Source organism: Kitasatospora sp. NPDC048545, assembly GCF_040651155.1.
GTDB lineage: Bacteria > Actinomycetota > Actinomycetes > Streptomycetales > Streptomycetaceae > Kitasatospora.
The window spans coordinates 69,256-83,380 of record NZ_JBEZIQ010000038.1; the positions used below are offsets into that span (position 1 = coordinate 69,256).

Annotated in this window: 13 protein-coding genes; 8 read left to right on the forward strand and 5 right to left on the reverse strand. The window is 73.0% G+C overall.

Features of this window, described 5'->3' with window-relative positions; translation table 11 throughout:
• Nucleotides 1-143: 143 nt before the first annotated feature.
• Together AB0D10_RS30405 and AB0D10_RS30410 are read left to right on the forward strand one after the other, a co-directional pair.
• The gene (locus AB0D10_RS30405; protein WP_360262151.1) at nucleotides 144-1,091 is read left to right on the forward strand and encodes an ROK family glucokinase; all 948 of its coding nucleotides are present in this window, start codon (nucleotides 144-146) and stop codon (nucleotides 1,089-1,091) included.
• Between the two features lie 173 nt (nucleotides 1,092-1,264).
• Nucleotides 1,265-2,038 carry an endonuclease/exonuclease/phosphatase family protein gene (locus AB0D10_RS30410; RefSeq protein ID WP_360262152.1) on the forward strand — a complete coding sequence of 258 codons (774 nt, stop codon included), beginning with the start codon at nucleotides 1,265-1,267 and terminating at the stop codon, nucleotides 2,036-2,038.
• A gap of 104 nt (nucleotides 2,039-2,142) precedes the next feature.
• Here the strand turns inward: AB0D10_RS30410 and AB0D10_RS30415 are convergent, their stop codons facing one another.
• Nucleotides 2,143-2,961: a hypothetical protein gene (locus AB0D10_RS30415; RefSeq protein WP_360262153.1), complete on the reverse strand. Its 819-nt coding sequence runs from the start codon at nucleotides 2,959-2,961 to the stop codon at nucleotides 2,143-2,145.
• Complete coding sequence (locus AB0D10_RS30420; protein WP_360262154.1) at nucleotides 2,954-3,748, reverse strand: alpha/beta fold hydrolase; 795 nt, start codon at nucleotides 3,746-3,748, stop codon at nucleotides 2,954-2,956. The genes AB0D10_RS30415 and AB0D10_RS30420 overlap by 8 nt, the downstream gene beginning before the upstream one ends.
• A gap of 175 nt (nucleotides 3,749-3,923) precedes the next feature.
• On the opposite strand from AB0D10_RS30420, the gene AB0D10_RS30425 reads away from it, so the two are divergent.
• The 3 genes from AB0D10_RS30425 to AB0D10_RS30435 are packed head-to-tail and all read left to right on the forward strand — an operon-like array spanning nucleotide 3,924 to nucleotide 6,705.
• Entirely contained in the window at nucleotides 3,924-4,772 is an 849-nt protein-coding gene (locus AB0D10_RS30425; RefSeq protein WP_360262155.1) for a lysophospholipid acyltransferase family protein, read from the forward strand.
• A gap of 29 nt (nucleotides 4,773-4,801) precedes the next feature.
• Nucleotides 4,802-6,013 carry a DUF5931 domain-containing protein gene (locus tag AB0D10_RS30430; RefSeq protein ID WP_360262156.1) on the forward strand — a complete coding sequence of 404 codons (1,212 nt, stop codon included), beginning with the start codon at nucleotides 4,802-4,804 and terminating at the stop codon, nucleotides 6,011-6,013.
• A complete protein-coding gene (locus AB0D10_RS30435; RefSeq protein ID WP_360262157.1) occupies nucleotides 6,010-6,705 on the forward strand; it encodes a response regulator transcription factor in 696 nt (231 codons plus the stop codon). Before AB0D10_RS30430 ends, AB0D10_RS30435 begins: the two co-directional genes overlap by 4 nt.
• Before the next feature lie 59 nt (nucleotides 6,706-6,764).
• Here the strand turns inward: AB0D10_RS30435 and AB0D10_RS30440 are convergent, their stop codons facing one another.
• Nucleotides 6,765-8,702 (reverse strand): anthranilate synthase family protein, encoded by a 1,938-nt coding sequence (locus tag AB0D10_RS30440; protein ID WP_360262158.1) that lies wholly within the window; start codon nucleotides 8,700-8,702, stop codon nucleotides 6,765-6,767.
• Between the two features lie 299 nt (nucleotides 8,703-9,001).
• Here AB0D10_RS30440 and AB0D10_RS30445 point away from each other — a divergent pair, with 299 nt between their 5' ends.
• A complete protein-coding gene (locus AB0D10_RS30445) occupies nucleotides 9,002-10,351 on the forward strand; it encodes a class II 3-deoxy-7-phosphoheptulonate synthase (protein WP_360262159.1) in 1,350 nt (449 codons plus the stop codon).
• Nucleotides 10,352-10,526: 175 nt separating this feature from the next.
• Nucleotides 10,527-10,847 (forward strand): (2Fe-2S)-binding protein, encoded by a 321-nt coding sequence (locus AB0D10_RS30450; protein ID WP_360262160.1) that lies wholly within the window; start codon nucleotides 10,527-10,529, stop codon nucleotides 10,845-10,847.
• 4 nt (nucleotides 10,848-10,851) lie between these two features.
• On the opposite strand, the gene bfr is transcribed toward AB0D10_RS30450, so the two are convergent.
• A complete protein-coding gene (gene bfr, locus AB0D10_RS30455; protein WP_360262161.1) occupies nucleotides 10,852-11,331 on the reverse strand; it encodes a bacterioferritin in 480 nt (159 codons plus the stop codon).
• A 228-nt stretch (nucleotides 11,332-11,559) separates the two neighbouring features.
• Here bfr and AB0D10_RS30460 point away from each other — a divergent pair, with 228 nt between their 5' ends.
• Nucleotides 11,560-12,189 (forward strand): sulfite oxidase-like oxidoreductase, encoded by a 630-nt coding sequence (locus AB0D10_RS30460; RefSeq protein ID WP_360262162.1) that lies wholly within the window; start codon nucleotides 11,560-11,562, stop codon nucleotides 12,187-12,189.
• A 56-nt stretch (nucleotides 12,190-12,245) separates the two neighbouring features.
• Here AB0D10_RS30460 and pknB read toward each other — a convergent pair whose 3' ends face one another.
• Complete coding sequence (pknB, locus tag AB0D10_RS30465) at nucleotides 12,246-14,024, reverse strand: Stk1 family PASTA domain-containing Ser/Thr kinase (RefSeq protein WP_360262182.1); 1,779 nt, start codon at nucleotides 14,022-14,024, stop codon at nucleotides 12,246-12,248.
• Between the last annotated feature and the right edge of the window lie 101 nt (nucleotides 14,025-14,125).

Consider the following 14,125-nt stretch of genomic DNA (forward strand, 5'->3'; position numbering starts at 1 on the left):
GGGAGATTAGATACGACTTTTGAAGCGTCACCGCGCGGTTGCCCCAAAATTGTCTTCGAATAATGTATGCGAGGCTGTGTACGGGGGCCGGGTTGGGCGGTACCGTTCCGTCCAGCGGGAACGAGTGAATAGCTGAGGGACACATGGCTCTGACCATCGGCGTCGATGTCGGCGGGACCAAGATCGCGGCAGGTGTGGTCGACGAGACGGGCGAGATCCTGGCCCGGACCAGGGTGCCCACCCCGGCCGACCCTCAGTGGGCGGTCGATGCCATCGCGCAGGCCGTGCGCGAGCTCAAGGAGGAGCACCCCGGCGTCACCGCGGTCGGGGTCGGCGCTCCCGGCTTCGTCGACAGCAACCGCTCCACGGTGATCTTCGCGCCCAACATCGACTGGGAGAACGAGCCGCTGCGCGGCCGGATCGAAGAGCTCACCGGCCTGTCCGCGGTGATCGAGAACGACGCCAACTCCGCCGCCTGGGCCGAGTTCCGCTTCGGCGCGGCCGCCGAACACCAGGACATGGTGCTGATCACGGTCGGCACCGGCATCGGCGGCGGCATCGTCATGGACGGCCGGCTGCACCGCGGCCGGTTCGGCGTGGCCGGCGAGATCGGCCACCTCAACATGGTCCCGGACGGCCTGCAGTGCGGCTGCGGCGGCAAGGGCTGCTGGGAGCAGTACGGCTCCGGGCGGGCGCTGCGCCGCTACGGCCGGGAGAAGGCGGCGGCCGACCCGGTGCGCGGCCGGCGGATGCTGGAGCTCAACGACGGCGTCGCCGAGACCATCCGCGGCATCCACATCACCGAGGCCGCCGAGGCCGGCGACCCGCTCGCCCTGGAGTGCTACTCGGAACTGGCCGACTGGCTGGGCCGCGGCATGGCCGACCTCGCCGCGCTGTTCGACCCGGCCGTCTTCGTGCTCGGCGGCGGCGTCTCCGACTCCGGCCGCCTGCTGCTCGACCCGGTCGCCAAGGCCTTCGAGCACTACCTGACCGGCGGTGTGCACCGCCCGCGCGCCGAGGTCGTACTGGCCTCGATGGGCTCCGCCGCCGGCATCGTCGGTGCGGCGGACCTGGCCCGCACCCCCGCGTAGGACGCACACCCCTCTTCCCAGCCCGCCGGCGGCGGTGCGACCGGGCCCCGACCGCTCCCGGACGCACCGCCGCCGTCGCACGTCCCGGCGGCGGCGCGTACGGTCGGAGACCGGTGCCGCGTACGGTCGGAGCCGACGACGACGCACCCGGCGACGACGCACAGGGGAGGGCCATGACCGCCGAGACCGATCCAGCCGGCAGTCCCACGACCGTCGAACCGCTGCCGCCGGCCGGCCCGCGGCGGCTGCGCCTGCTCAGCTACAACATCCGCTCGCTGCGCGACGACCGGCGGGCACTGACCCGGGTGATCCGGGCCTGCGCGCCCGACCTGGTCTGCATCCAGGAGTCGCCGCGCTACTGGCGTCCCGAGGGCCAGGCCGGGTGGCTGGCCCGGCACACCGGGACGGAGGTCCTGGCCGGCGGCGGCCGGTCCGCGGCCGGTCCGCTGCTGCTCGGCCGGCCCGGCGCCGCCGAGGTGCTGGGGGTGCACGACCGGCTGCTGCCCAAGACCCGCGGCCTGCACGCCCGCGGCTTCGCCACCGCGCTGCTGCGGCTGCCCGGCACGGCGCCGTTCACCCTCACCAGCTGCCACCTGAGCCTGCAGCCCGAAGAGCGGTACGGGCAGTTCGAGCTCCTGCTCGACCAGCTCGCGATCGCCGAACACGGCGTCGTGGCAGGGGACTTCAACGAGCACCCGGACGGGCCCGGCTGGCAGCTGCTGGCCTCCCGGCTGCAGGACGGCCACCCGACCGCTCCCTGGGGCGGCGAGTTCACGTCCGTACCGGAACGCCCCTACCAGCGGATCGACGCCGTCTTCGCCACCCCCGGGATCACCGTCCTCGGCTGCGGGGTGCCGCACGGGCTGCCCGGGGTCACCGAGGCCGACCTGCGGGCCGCGACCGACCACCTGCCGGTGCTCGCGGTCCTGGAGGTCCCGGAGGGCTAGGCCCCGCCCTCGGACCCCCGCCCTCGGACCCCCGTCCTCGCACCGGCGCGGGCGGGCCCTCGCCCTCGGAGCGGGGCCTGCGGACCGGCGCCGGACGGCCGGTCCTACACGACCGCGCCGTGGTCCGGGTCCTCCGGCTCGTCCTCGTCGCGGTCCCGCATCCAGGCCACCAGGGTGACGAAGCCGCCGAGGAAGGCCGTGACCCCGACCCAGGCGGGCCAGCCGGAGATCTCCCGCCAGACCACCGCGTCGACCAGCAGCAGCGCCGGGCCGCCGAGCACGGCGAGCCAGGCGAACTTGGCGGTCACGTCGGCCTCGGGCAACGGCGGGGGCTCCGGCGGGACGAAGTGGCCCTCGTCGGTCTCCTCGTCCAGCTCGAAGTCGCGCGGACCCGAACCGGCGGCGGGCATCACCGGCCGACCGGAGCGGGGGCGCGGCTGCGGGGCGAGGTCGGCGAGGTCGCCCTGCACGCCGGCGCCGGGGCCGTCCTTGTAGCCGCCCTTGAACTCGTTCTGCGCCCGGAGGTTCTCGACCTCGGGCCAGTTGGGGTTGTTGAGGTCGACCGGGTCGTCGAACTGGGCGACCAGGGCCGCGAAGATCTCGTCCTGCTCGGCCTGGCTGCGCTCGGGCGCGCGGCGTGGCCCGGCGGGGACCCCCGGCCCGGCGGAGTCCCCGGCGGTGTCCTTCGCGGGCGCCGGTGCCGGCGTGGGGGCGGGTGCCGGTGCCGCGGCGCCCTCCGCGCCGGTACGGTCCGTCGGCGCACCGCCCGGGGCGGCGGCGTCCTTCGCCCCGCCGTCCTGCGTAGCGCTGTCCCTCGCCCCGCTGTCCCTCGCCCCGCCGTCCTTCGTCGCGCCGTCCTCGCGGGGAGTCTCGTCCCCGCCGCCCGCCGTGCTGCTCTCGTGCACTTCCGGCCCTTCAGCCATGGTGATCGTCGGATTCGACCCGGGTTGCGCCCGCCGCGTGCGCGGGGGCCAGCCGTCGGATGAAGTCCTGGCTGGCCGCGAATATTTCCGCCGCGTCGTGGTCCAGCGTCGCGACGTGGAAGCTGCGTTGGCACAGCCGCTCCGTCACGTCGGTCGAGGATATCCGGGCCAGCACCAGTTCCGAGTTGGCCGGCGAGACGACGTGGTCCTGCGGGCTGTGGAAGAGCAGGACCGGCTGGGTCACCTCCGGCAGCCGGTCCTGGACCTCCCGCCAGAGCCGGCTCAACGACCAGGCGGCGTGCAGCGGCGTCCGGTCGTAACCGTGCTCGGTCACCCCGGTCCTGGCGATGTCGTCGGCGATCCCGGGCACGCTCGGGACGAGGTGGCGCAGCACCGGAAGCAGCACACTCGCGGGGGTGTCCGAGCGCACCGACGGGTTGACCAGCACCAGCCCGGAGACCGTCGGGCCGTGCAGCGCGGCGAGCCGCAGCGCCAGCGCGCCGCCCATCGACAGCGCGCAGACGAAGACCTGCTCGCACTCGTCGGCGAGGGCCAGCAGCTCGCGTTCGACCTCGGCGTACCAGTCCTCCCAGCGGGTGAGCTGCATGTCCTGCCAGCGGGTGCCGTGTCCCGGCAGCAGCGGCAGCGACACGGTGTACCCGGCCGCGGCCAGTTCCTCGGCCCACGGGCGCAGCGACTGCGGCGACCCGGTGAAGCCGTGGCAGAGCAGCACGCCCACCGCTCCACCGCGGTGGCGGTACGGTTCGGCACCGGGCAGCAACGGCATGGCGGACTCCTTCGCGGGCGGGTGGCGCTGGGGGAGGGACGCTGGAGGGGCAGCTGCAGGAATTCGCATCGTCCCACGCCCCGCGCCGGGCCGTACACCCCCGTCGGCGGGGGCGGGCACAGCGGACGGCCGCGGGGCATTAGGATCGACCGGTCCGCATAACAGGAGGCCCGGGTTGTTCTACCGACTGATGAAGATGATCGTCGCGCCACTGCTTCGGATCTTCTTCCGGCCGTGGATCGAGGGTGAGGAGAACATCCCCACCGAGGGTGCGGCGATCATCGCCAGCAACCACCTGTCCTTCTCGGACTCGTTCTTCTTCCCCGCGCTGATCAAGCGCCGGGTGACCTTCATCGCGAAGGCTGAGTACTTCAACACTCCGGGCCTCAAGGGCCGGCTGACCGCCGCGTTCTTCAAGGGCGTCGGTCAGCTGCCGGTGGACCGCTCGGGCGTGCGCGGCGCCGGCGAGGCCGCGATCCGCAGCGCCATCGCGGTGCTGGAGCGCGGCGAGCTGTTCGGCGTCTACCCGGAGGGCACCCGTTCGCCCGACGGCAAGCTCTACCGCGGTAAGGTCGGCGGTCTGGCCCGCGTCGCGCTGGCCACCGGCGCCCCGGTGATCCCGGTCGCCATGATCGACACCGAGAAGGTGCAGCCGCCCGGCCAGGTGGTCCCGAACTTCGGGACCCGCCCCGGCATCCGGATCGGCCGCCCGCTCGACTTCTCCCGCTACCACGGCATGGAGAACGACCGCTTCATCCTCCGTTCGGTGACGGACGAGGTGATGTACGAGATCATGCGGCTCTCCGGCCAGGAGTACGTGGACATCTACGCGACCGCGGCCAAGCGGCAGATCTCCGAGGACAAGAAGAAGGCCGACGCCGAGCGTCGCGCCGCGGCCAAGGCGGAGAAGGCCGAGGCCGCCGAGGCGGAGAAGGCGGAGAAGACCGCCGAGGCCGAGAAGGCGGAGAAGACCGCCGAGGCCGAGAAGGCCGCCGAGGCGGACAAGGAGACCGGCTCGGCCTGACGGCCCGGCCGGGCCCGGGGGAGGGGCGGATGACGGACGGCGGCAGAGCCGGAGCGGTGGGCGGGACGGTGGCGGCCGGCGGCATGTCCGTCGAGCTTCCGCTGTGGAAGGCCATCTCCTACTTCCGGGTGCTGGCTCTGATCTACGCCCTGCTCCGGTACTTCAACTCGTACCTGCACTTCCTGCACCCGGTGGCGGGCTGGATCTACCTGGGCGCGCTCACCCTCTGGACCCTCGCCACCACCCGGGCCTTCGCCAACCCGCAGCGCTGCACCTGGTACGTCCTGGGCGTCGACCTCACCCTCGCCGTCACCGGCATCGTGATGAGCGGCCTGACCGACGCCCCGGCCCGGATCAGCCACGGCGCGCCGACCCTGCCCACCATCTGGGCCGCGGGCACGGTGCTCGGCTGCGCCGCCAAGGGCGGCTGGCGGCCGGCGGCGGCCACCGGTTCGGTGATCGGCGTCGCCAACATCCTCGGCCACGGCGGGCCGACCGGCGACAACATCCACAACATCGTGCTGCTGATGGTCGCCGGGTGCGCGATCGGCTACGTGATCGAGCTGGCCCGGGCCAGTGAGGCCACGCTCACCCGGGCGCTCCAGGTCGAGGCGGCCACCCGGGAGCGCGAGCGGCTCTCCCGGGACATCCACGACGGCGTGCTGCAGGTGCTGGCGCTGGTCCAGCGGCGCGGCTCGGAGCTGGGCGGGGCGACGGGCGCCGCCGGCAGCGCGGACTTCGCCGAACTGGGCCGCCTGGCGGGTGAGCAGGAGCGGGCGCTGCGGACCCTGATGACCGGTGGTCCGATCCCGGCCCAGCGCCTGCCGGAGCCCGACGCCGCCGAACCGCGCGACCTCACCGCGCTGCTGCGCCCCTACGCCGACGAGCGGATCACACTCTCCGCGCCCGGCACCGCGGTGCTGCTGCCCGCCCCGGCGGTCGGCGAGCTCGCCGCGGCGGTCGGCGCGGCCGTCGACAACGTCCGCCGGCACGCCGGGGAGGGGGCCCGGGCCTGGATCCTGGTCGAGGACGAGCCGGAGGCCGTCACGGTCAGCATCCGCGACGACGGCCCCGGCTTCGCCCCGGGCCGGCTCGGCGAGGCGGAGCTGGCCGGGCGGCTCGGCGTCTCCCAGTCCATCCGCGGCCGGCTGCTGGACCTCGGCGGCACGGCCGAGCTGTACTCGGCGCCCGGTGAGGGCGTCGAGGTCGAACTGCGGGTCCCGAGGAAGGCCACTCAATGACAGACCAGCTGATGACCGATCAGCCGACCACCGACCGGCCGGTGCGGGTGATGGTGGTGGACGACCACCCGATGTGGCGGGACGCGGTCTCGCGCGACCTCGCCGAGGCCGGGCTGGACGTGGTGGCCACGGCGGGCGACGGCGAGGAGGCCGTGCGCCGCGCCCGCGCCTGCTCGCCGCAGGTCATCGTGCTGGACCTCAACCTGCCCGCGCTGCCCGGTGCCGAGGTGTGCCGCCAGGTGGTCGCGCACGACCCGGCGGTGCGGGTGCTGGTGCTGTCGGCCAGCGGGGAGCACCAGGACGTGCTGGAGGCGGTCAAGTCCGGTGCGACCGGGTACCTGGTGAAGTCCGCCGGGCGGGAGGAGCTGCTGAACGCGGTGCTCCGGACGGCCGTCGGCGACGCGGTCTTCACCCCGGGCCTGGCCGGGCTGGTGCTCGGCGAGTTCCGCCGGCTGGCCACCGAGCCCGCCCCGGCGTCGGCGCCCGCGGCCCCGCAGCTGACCGCCCGGGAGACCGAGGTGCTGCGGCTGGTGGCCAAGGGCCTGTCGTACCGCCAGATCGCCGACCGGCTGGTGCTGTCGCACCGCACGGTGCAGAACCACGTCCAGAACACGCTCGGGAAGTTGCAGCTGCACAACCGGGTGGAGCTGGTCCGGTACGCGATCGAGCAGGGCCTGGACGACGAGATCTGACGGGGCCCGGGCGGTCGCGAACCGCCCGGGACGCCGTCGTCCCGTCGTGCCCCGACCGTTCAGCGGCGGACCGGCGCCGCCTCGCGCAGCAGGCCCGCCACGATGTCCACGCCTTCGCGGGTGAGCACCGACTCGGGGTGGAACTGGAGGCCGGCGAAGCCGGGCCCGCGCAGGGCGTGGACGTCGCCGGTGGCGGCGTCCCGGGCGACCTCGATGCCCACGGCGGCGAGCCGGGCCGCGTCGGCCTCCGAGCACCGCGCGGTGAAGGTGTTGTAGAAGCCGACCGTCCGCTTGGTGCCGAACAGGTCGATGCTCTCCTGCGCCCCCTGGTACGGGACGGCCTTGCGGCCCAGTGCCAGCCCGAGTTCGGCGGAGAGCAACTGGTGGCTGAGGCAGACCGCGAGCAGCGGTGCGGTCCGGGCGCCGGAGCGGGCGGCGGCCAGGGAGTCCGCGACGATCGGTCGCAGCACGGCCATCTTGGGGTCGTCGGAGAGCGCCGGGTCGCCGGGGCCGGGGCCGAGCACCAGCGGACCGGGGTGCGCCGCGACGAGTGCGCGCAGCCCGGGCTCGTCGTAGCGGACGACCGTCACCCGGTGGCCGAGCGAGCCGAGCAGGTGGGCGAGCATCGAGGTGAAGGTGTCCTCGCCGTCCACGACCAGGGCCGGCTCGGTCTCGGTGACGAGGGCCGGCGTCTGCATCCGCAGCCAGAACGGTGCGAGGCCGGCCCGGCGGGCGTCGAGCGCGGCCTGCACCCGGTGGTCGTCGGCGAGCCGGGGGCCGGTGGGGTGGGGGCGCCGGGCGGGCGCGGGCCGGGCGCCGATCGCGGTGAGCACCCCGGCGGCCTTGGCGTGGGTCTCGGCGACCTCGGACTCCGGCACGGAGTGGCGCACCAGGGTGGCGCCGACCCGGACGACGAGCCGGCCGGTGGCCGGGTCGATGTCGGCGGTGCGGATGCAGATCGGCGAGTCCAGCAGCTGCCCGCCGCTGGCGGAGCGTCCGATCAGGGCGAGCGCGCCGGAGTAGTAGCCGCGCCCGGTGGGCTCGTACCGGTTGATGACCCGGGTGGCGTTCTCGACCGGGCTGCCGGTGACGGTGGCGGCGAACATCGTTTCGCGGAGCACGTCGCGGACGTCCAGCGAGGTGCGGCCGCGCAGTTCGTACTCGGTGTGGGCGAGGTGGGCCATCTCCTTGAGCCGGGGCCCGAGCACCTGGCCGCCGAGGTCGCCGACCGTGCACATCATCTTGAGCTCCTCGTCCACGACCATGGTGAGCTCCTCCAACTCCTTGGGGTCGTGCAGGAACTGGAGCAGTGAGTCGATGTCGGAGCCGCCCGCCGGATAGCGGTAGGTGCCGGAGATCGGGTTCATCACGACGGTGCCGCCGCTCTGGCGGACGTGCACCTCGGGGGAGGCGCCGACCAGGACCCGTTCGCCGGTGTGCACCAGGAAGGTCCAGTAGGCGCCGCGTTCCTGCTCCAGCAGCCGTCGGAAGAGGGTCAGCGCGAGGGCCGGGCCGAAGTCTTCGAGGGTGGCGTGGAAGTCGCGCCGGATCACGAAGTTGGCGCCCTCGCCGTTGCCGATCTCGTCCTCGATCACCCGGCGGACGATCGAGGCGTACGAATCGTCGTCCACGTCGAACGCGCCACCGGCAAGTGGGACCGGCAACTGCGGTAGGGCGGAAGTGAATTCGGCCAAGGGGAGGACGTGCTGTTCAGCCACCGCGAGGGCCTGCAGCGGGGTGCCGTCGTCGTGCGCCTCGAAGCCGCGTTCGCGGATCTGCCGGTACGGGACGAGCGCGAGCAGGTCGTGCACCGGGGTGCCGCCGGCCGGGACGCCGCTGCGCACCGGGAGGTCGGCGAGGCGCCGGTAGCTGTCGACGGTGCCCAGCAGCACCTCGACGGTGTCCGGAGCGAGCCGGGGGGTGCGGCGGTGCAGCAGGGCGAAGGCGGGGGCGTCGGGGGCGGTGAGACGGGTGAGCAGGTCGATGACGGTGGTCACGGTGCGGCTTCCTTCCGGGTGGATGGCGAGGGCGGTGCTGGGTCCGCTCCCGGAGGGCCGTCTGCTCAGACGCCGACGGCCGCCCCGAGGGGCGGCCGTCGTGTTCGTCTAGGAACGCGCGATCGGTGGGCCACCCTTGGAGGAGGCCCACCACCAGGAGTGGTTGTGGGGCGCGTGCATGGGTCGAGCGTAGCGGATCCGGCAGGACGGGTGAGCGGCGTCACGCCTTTGTCCGAGACGTGTCTCACCCCTCGGGCAATGGTCACGAATCGCTCGTGCCACCCCGTAGCCTTGGCCGTGTGACCGCTACGACTGAGACATCGAGGGCTGCCCACTCCTGGCAGTCCCTGCCCGCGGCGCAGCAGCCTGAATGGCCGGACCAAGAGGCTCTGCGCAAGACCCTTGCCGAGCTCGCCTCGTATCCGCCGCTCGTCTTCGCCGGCGAGTGCGACCAGCTGCGCGCCCGGCTCGGAGCCGTGGCGCGCGGGGAGGCCTTCCTCCTCCAGGGCGGTGACTGCGCCGAGGCCTTCGACGGTGTCTCGGCGGAGCACATCCGCAACAAGCTGAAGACCCTGCTCCAGATGGCCGCCGTGCTGACGTACGCGGCCTCGGTGCCGGTGGTGAAGGTCGGCCGGATCGCCGGCCAGTACTCGAAGCCGCGCTCCAAGGCGACCGAGACCCGCAACGGCGTGACCCTGCCGGTCTACCGGGGCGACTCGGTGAACGGTTTCGAGTTCACCCCCGAGTCCCGCAACCCGGACCCGGAGCGCCTGAAGCGGATGTACAACGCGTCCGCCGCGACGCTCAACCTGGTGCGCGCGTTCACCACCGGTGGTTACGCCGACCTGCGCCAGGTGCACGCGTGGAACCAGGACTTCGTCCGCAACTCGCCGGCCGGCCAGCGCTACGAGCAGCTCGCCCGGGAGATCGACAACGCGCTGGCGTTCATGAACGCCTGCGGTGTCGCGCCGGAGGAGTTCAAGACGGTCGAGTTCTTCTCCTCGCACGAGGCGCTGATCCTCGACTACGAGACCGCGCTGACCCGCGTGGACTCGCGTACCGGCGAGCTGTACGACGTCTCCGGCCACATGGTGTGGATCGGCGAGCGCACCCGGCAGCTGGACCACGCGCACATCGAGTTCGCCTCGAAGGTCCGCAACCCGATCGGCGTCAAGCTCGGCCCGACCACCTCGGTGGACGAGGCGCTCGCCCTGATCGAGAAGCTGGACCCGGAGCGCGAGCCCGGCCGCCTGACCTTCATCACCCGGATGGGTGCGGGCAAGATCCGCGAGCACCTGCCCACCCTGGTGGAGAAGGTCACCGCCTCCGGCGCCAAGCCGGTGTGGATCTGCGACCCGATGCACGGCAACACCTTCGAGGCCTCCAGCGGCCACAAGACCCGCCGCTTCGACGACGTCCTGGACGAGGTCAAGGGCTTCTTCGAGGTGCACCGCGCGCTCGGCACCCACCCGGGTGGCATCCACGTGGAGCTGACCGGCGACGACGTCACCGAGTGCGTCGGCGGCGGCGACGAGGTCCTGGTGGACGACCTGCACCAGCGCTACGAGACGGCCTGCGACCCGCGGCTCAACCGCAGCCAGTCGCTGGACCTGGCCTTCCTGGTCGCCGAGATGTACCGGGGGCAGTGAGCCCCGCGCACGGCCGGCCCCGCGCGGGCCGAATGTGACGAAAGCCCCTCCGGATTCGGGGTTCCCGAGCCCGGAGGGGCTTTTTCGTACCCGGATCGCCGGGTAAGGTGAGGCTTAGTGAGCCAAGGCAAGCCTTAGTCAAGATCCACTCCGCTTCACCCCGGGAGATACCGCGATGTACGTGTGCATGTGCCATGCGGTCACCGAGGACCAGGTGAAGAAGGCGATCGACGGGGGTGCCGGCACCCCCCGCCAGATAGCGAAGGGCTGCAAGGCCGGCACCGACTGCGGGTCCTGCGTGCGGCGGATCCAGGCGCTGCTCGGCGAGCACGGCGCCCGGCCCTGCCCGACCGCCCGGCTGGCGGCGAAGCTCGGCCTCGCCGAAGCGGAGCCGCAGCCGGGGGGAGCGGCGGCGGACCCGGCCCCGGCCGCTCCGGCGCCCAAGGCGGTTCCGACGGCCCCGATCGCCCCGGTGCTCCCGCTGCGCGTGGCCTGAGGCCTCAGGACTCCGGCTGCTCGATGAGCTGGGCCAGGTAGAGCGGCTCGCCGAGCTTCTCCAGGAGTTCCAGCTGGGTGTCCAGGTAGTCGATGTGGTGTTCCTCGTCGGCCAGGATGTCCTCGAAGATGTTCGCCGAGGTCACGTCGTTCTTGGCCCGCATCACCACGATCCCGCGCTTGAGCCGGTCGATCGCCTCCACCTCGACCTGGCGGTCGGCCTCGAACATCTCCTTGACCGTCTGGCCGATCCGGACGTGGAAGAGCCGCTGGTAGTTGGGCAGCCCCTCCAGGAACAGGATCCGGTCGGTGAGCGTCTCGGCGTGCTTCATCTCGTCGAAGGACTCGTGCCGGGTGTACTTGGCGAGCTTCGTCCAGCCGAAGTTCTCCTGCATCTTGGCGTGCAGGAAGTACTGGTTGATCGCGGTCAGCTCGGCGGTGAGCTGCTCGTTGAGGAACTCGATGACCTCGGGATCGCCCTGCATGGCGGTGCCTCCTGCGCTCGTCCTGGGGTGGGTCCTGCGCTGCGCATCCTGGCACCGTGGCGGGAAGGAATTCCAGTAAGTTCACACTCACTAGGACATGTGTCGGAATATCCGATTTGGGCGGAAGTCGCTCGGTGAGCGACCGACCGTTGGCCCGTGCGGGCGGGGCGTGAACCCACGCAAAGGGGCGCGTGCCGGGGCTCGTCCGCCGTCTGTCACCATGGATCCATGGGTCAGTCCACACACGAACCGCTGCCGCCGTCTGACCCGAGGCTCCCCCCGGGCCAGCGCGCACAGCGCGGCTGGCCCGCCCTGCACTACGGCCCGGTGCCCCGCTTCAAGCCGCTGACCTGGGATCTCCAGGTGTTCGGCGCCACCGCCTCGGCGGAGAAGCACAGCTGGGACTTCGGGGCCTTCAGCGCCCTGCCGCGCACCACCGTCGTCGCCGACCTGCACTGCGTGACCAAGTTCTCCGTGCTCGGCAACGAGTGGACGGGCGTGTCGGCCGCCGCCGTGCTCGACCTGGTGCCCCCGGCCCCCGGCGTCACCCACGTGATGGTCTGGGCGGAGTACGGCTACAGCGCCAACCTGCGGCTCGCCGACTTCGCCGACCCGCGCACCCTGCTCGCCACCCACCGCAACGGCGAGGCGCTGACCGCCGAGCACGGCTTCCCGGTCCGGCTGGTGGTGCCGCAGCTGTACGCCTGGAAGGGCCCCAAGTGGGTCCGTGCGGTGGAGTACATGCGGGCCGACCGGCGCGGCTTCTGGGAGGAGCGCGGCTACCACAACCTCGCCGACCCCTGGCGCGAGCAGCGCTACTCCTACCAGGAGGAGCCGGGCGAGGGCCCGCTGCGCTGAGGCCGCCGCCGGACCTTCCGCGCGGTGCCGGGCCCGGGCCCGGGCGTCGGACGCGGCTAGAAGAGCGAGAACCTGACCGTGACCGCGCTGCGCTGCGGTCGCCGCTCACCGGCCGCCGGGGACTGGCCGTTCACCTTGACCGCGCCGAACACGTCCCAGCCGGTGGTCTGCATCGTGAAGCCCGCGGCCTGCAGCGCCTTCTGCGCCTCGTCCTTGGTCATCCCGGTGACGTTCGGGACCGGCACCATGCCCTTGCTGACCACCAGCGAGACCGCGGCGTTCTCCTGCAATTGCTGCCCGGCCGCCGGCGAACTGCTGATCACCGAGCCCTCCGGGACGCCGTCGTCGTAGGTCTCGGTCACGGTTCCCCTGGTCAGCTGGGCGCCGGCCAGGACCGCGGCGGCGTCGGCGGCGCTCTTGCCGACGAGGTCGGGCACCGCGATCCGCCTGGGCCCCTTGGAGACGGTGACGGTGATCGTGTCGCTCCGGCGGGTGCGCGCGCCGACCCCGGGGTCGGTGGAGATCACCTGTCCGGACGGCACGGACTCGCTGAACGCCTCGACGAACCTGCCGTGCAGGCCCTCCTTGTCCAGGATGCGCTGCGCCTCGGCCCGGTCCTTGCCGAGCACCCCGGGCACCGGGCCGTACAGCCCCTCGGACAGGCCGTAGGTGGCGCCGCCGACCGCCAGCACCAGCGCGGTCAGCGCCGCGGCCCAGATCAGCGCCCTGCGCGGGACCCGGCGCAGCAGGCCGGGCCGGCGCTCGCGCACCGGGGCCGGTTCGTCGTACGGGCGCGGCTCGGTGAGCAGCTGGTCCATCAGCTCCGGCGGCACGTCCAGCACGCTGGTGCGCTCCGTCGGAGGGGCGTCGGCGGGCTGCGGCAGCGGCTGGATCACCGAGGTCGGCTCGCTGGTCGGGTAGCGCGGGCTGGGCCGGGAGGAGGCCGGCGGCTCGGCGTCCAGCTCGGCCGGGGTGAGGGTGCGGCGGACCCGCTGGACCGCGGCGAGCAGCTCCACCGCGTCGTACGGGCGGGCGTCGGCGACCCGGGCGCAGGCGCCGGCCACGATGGCGTCCAGTTCGGGGCCGACCGCGGGGGCGATCAGGGAGGGGGCGGGAACGTCCTCGTGCAGGTGCTTGTACATGACCTGGACGGGGTTGTCGCCGGTGTGCGGACGGCGGCCGGTGAGCATCTCGTAGAGCAGGATGCCGGACGCGTAGACGTCGACCCGCTGGTCGGTGGGGGCGTCCGGGAGGATCTGCTCGGGGGCGAGGTAGGAGACGGTGCCCATGACCGTGCCGCCGGTGGCGGTGCTGGTCGAGGTGGGTGCGCCGTCGGCGGCGCCGAGCACCCGGACCAGGCCGAAGTCGGCGACCTTGACCAGGCCGCTCTCGGTGATCAGCACGTTCTCCGGCTTGACGTCCCGGTGTACCAGCCCGGCCCGGTGGGCGGCGCCGAGGGCGGCGAGCACCGGTTCCAGGACGTCCAGGGCGGCCCGGACGGAGAGTGCGCCGCGGTCGCGCAGCAGGTCGCGCAGGGTGCGGCCGGGCACGTACTCCATGGCGAGGAAGACGTTTCCGCCGTCCGCGCCCTGGTCGAAGACGTTGACCACGTTGGAGTGGGTGAGCTTGGCGACCGCCTTGGCCTCGCGGATGAAGCGGGCCGTGAAGCCCTCGTCCCCGGCCAGGGCGGGGTGCATCACCTTGAGGGCGACGACCCGGTCGAGCCGGGTGTCGGTGCCCTTGTAGACGGTGGACATCCCGCCGGTGGCGATGCGCTGCTCGACCTGGTACCGGTTGTCGAGCAGGGTGCCGATCAGGGGGTCGTGCAGTGCCATGTCCACTCGGGCGAGTCTAGTGCCGGGCCCGCCGGCCGGACCCGGGGACACCGCCCCCGGGCCCGGCTGTGCCCGGCTTGTGACACGCCTCGGACCCGCCG

Excerpts from the sequence above, each read along its gene's own strand:
- AB0D10_RS30405 (WP_360262151.1), top strand. The coding sequence starts at position 144 with ATGGCTCTGACCATCGGCGTCGATGTCGGCGGGACCAAGATCGCGGCA.
- AB0D10_RS30410 (WP_360262152.1), top strand. The coding sequence starts at position 1,265 with ATGACCGCCGAGACCGATCCAGCCGGCAGTCCCACGACCGTCGAACCG.
- AB0D10_RS30415 (WP_360262153.1), bottom strand. The coding sequence starts at position 2,961 with ATGGCTGAAGGGCCGGAAGTGCACGAGAGCAGCACGGCGGGCGGCGGG.
- AB0D10_RS30420 (WP_360262154.1), bottom strand. The coding sequence starts at position 3,748 with ATGCCGTTGCTGCCCGGTGCCGAACCGTACCGCCACCGCGGTGGAGCG.
- AB0D10_RS30430 (WP_360262156.1), top strand. The coding sequence starts at position 4,802 with ATGACGGACGGCGGCAGAGCCGGAGCGGTGGGCGGGACGGTGGCGGCC.
- AB0D10_RS30435 (WP_360262157.1), top strand. The coding sequence starts at position 6,010 with ATGACAGACCAGCTGATGACCGATCAGCCGACCACCGACCGGCCGGTG.
- AB0D10_RS30450 (WP_360262160.1), top strand. The coding sequence starts at position 10,527 with ATGTACGTGTGCATGTGCCATGCGGTCACCGAGGACCAGGTGAAGAAG.
- bfr (WP_360262161.1), bottom strand. The coding sequence starts at position 11,331 with ATGCAGGGCGATCCCGAGGTCATCGAGTTCCTCAACGAGCAGCTCACC.
- AB0D10_RS30460 (WP_360262162.1), top strand. The coding sequence starts at position 11,560 with ATGGGTCAGTCCACACACGAACCGCTGCCGCCGTCTGACCCGAGGCTC.
- pknB (WP_360262182.1), bottom strand. The coding sequence starts at position 14,024 with ATGGCACTGCACGACCCCCTGATCGGCACCCTGCTCGACAACCGGTAC.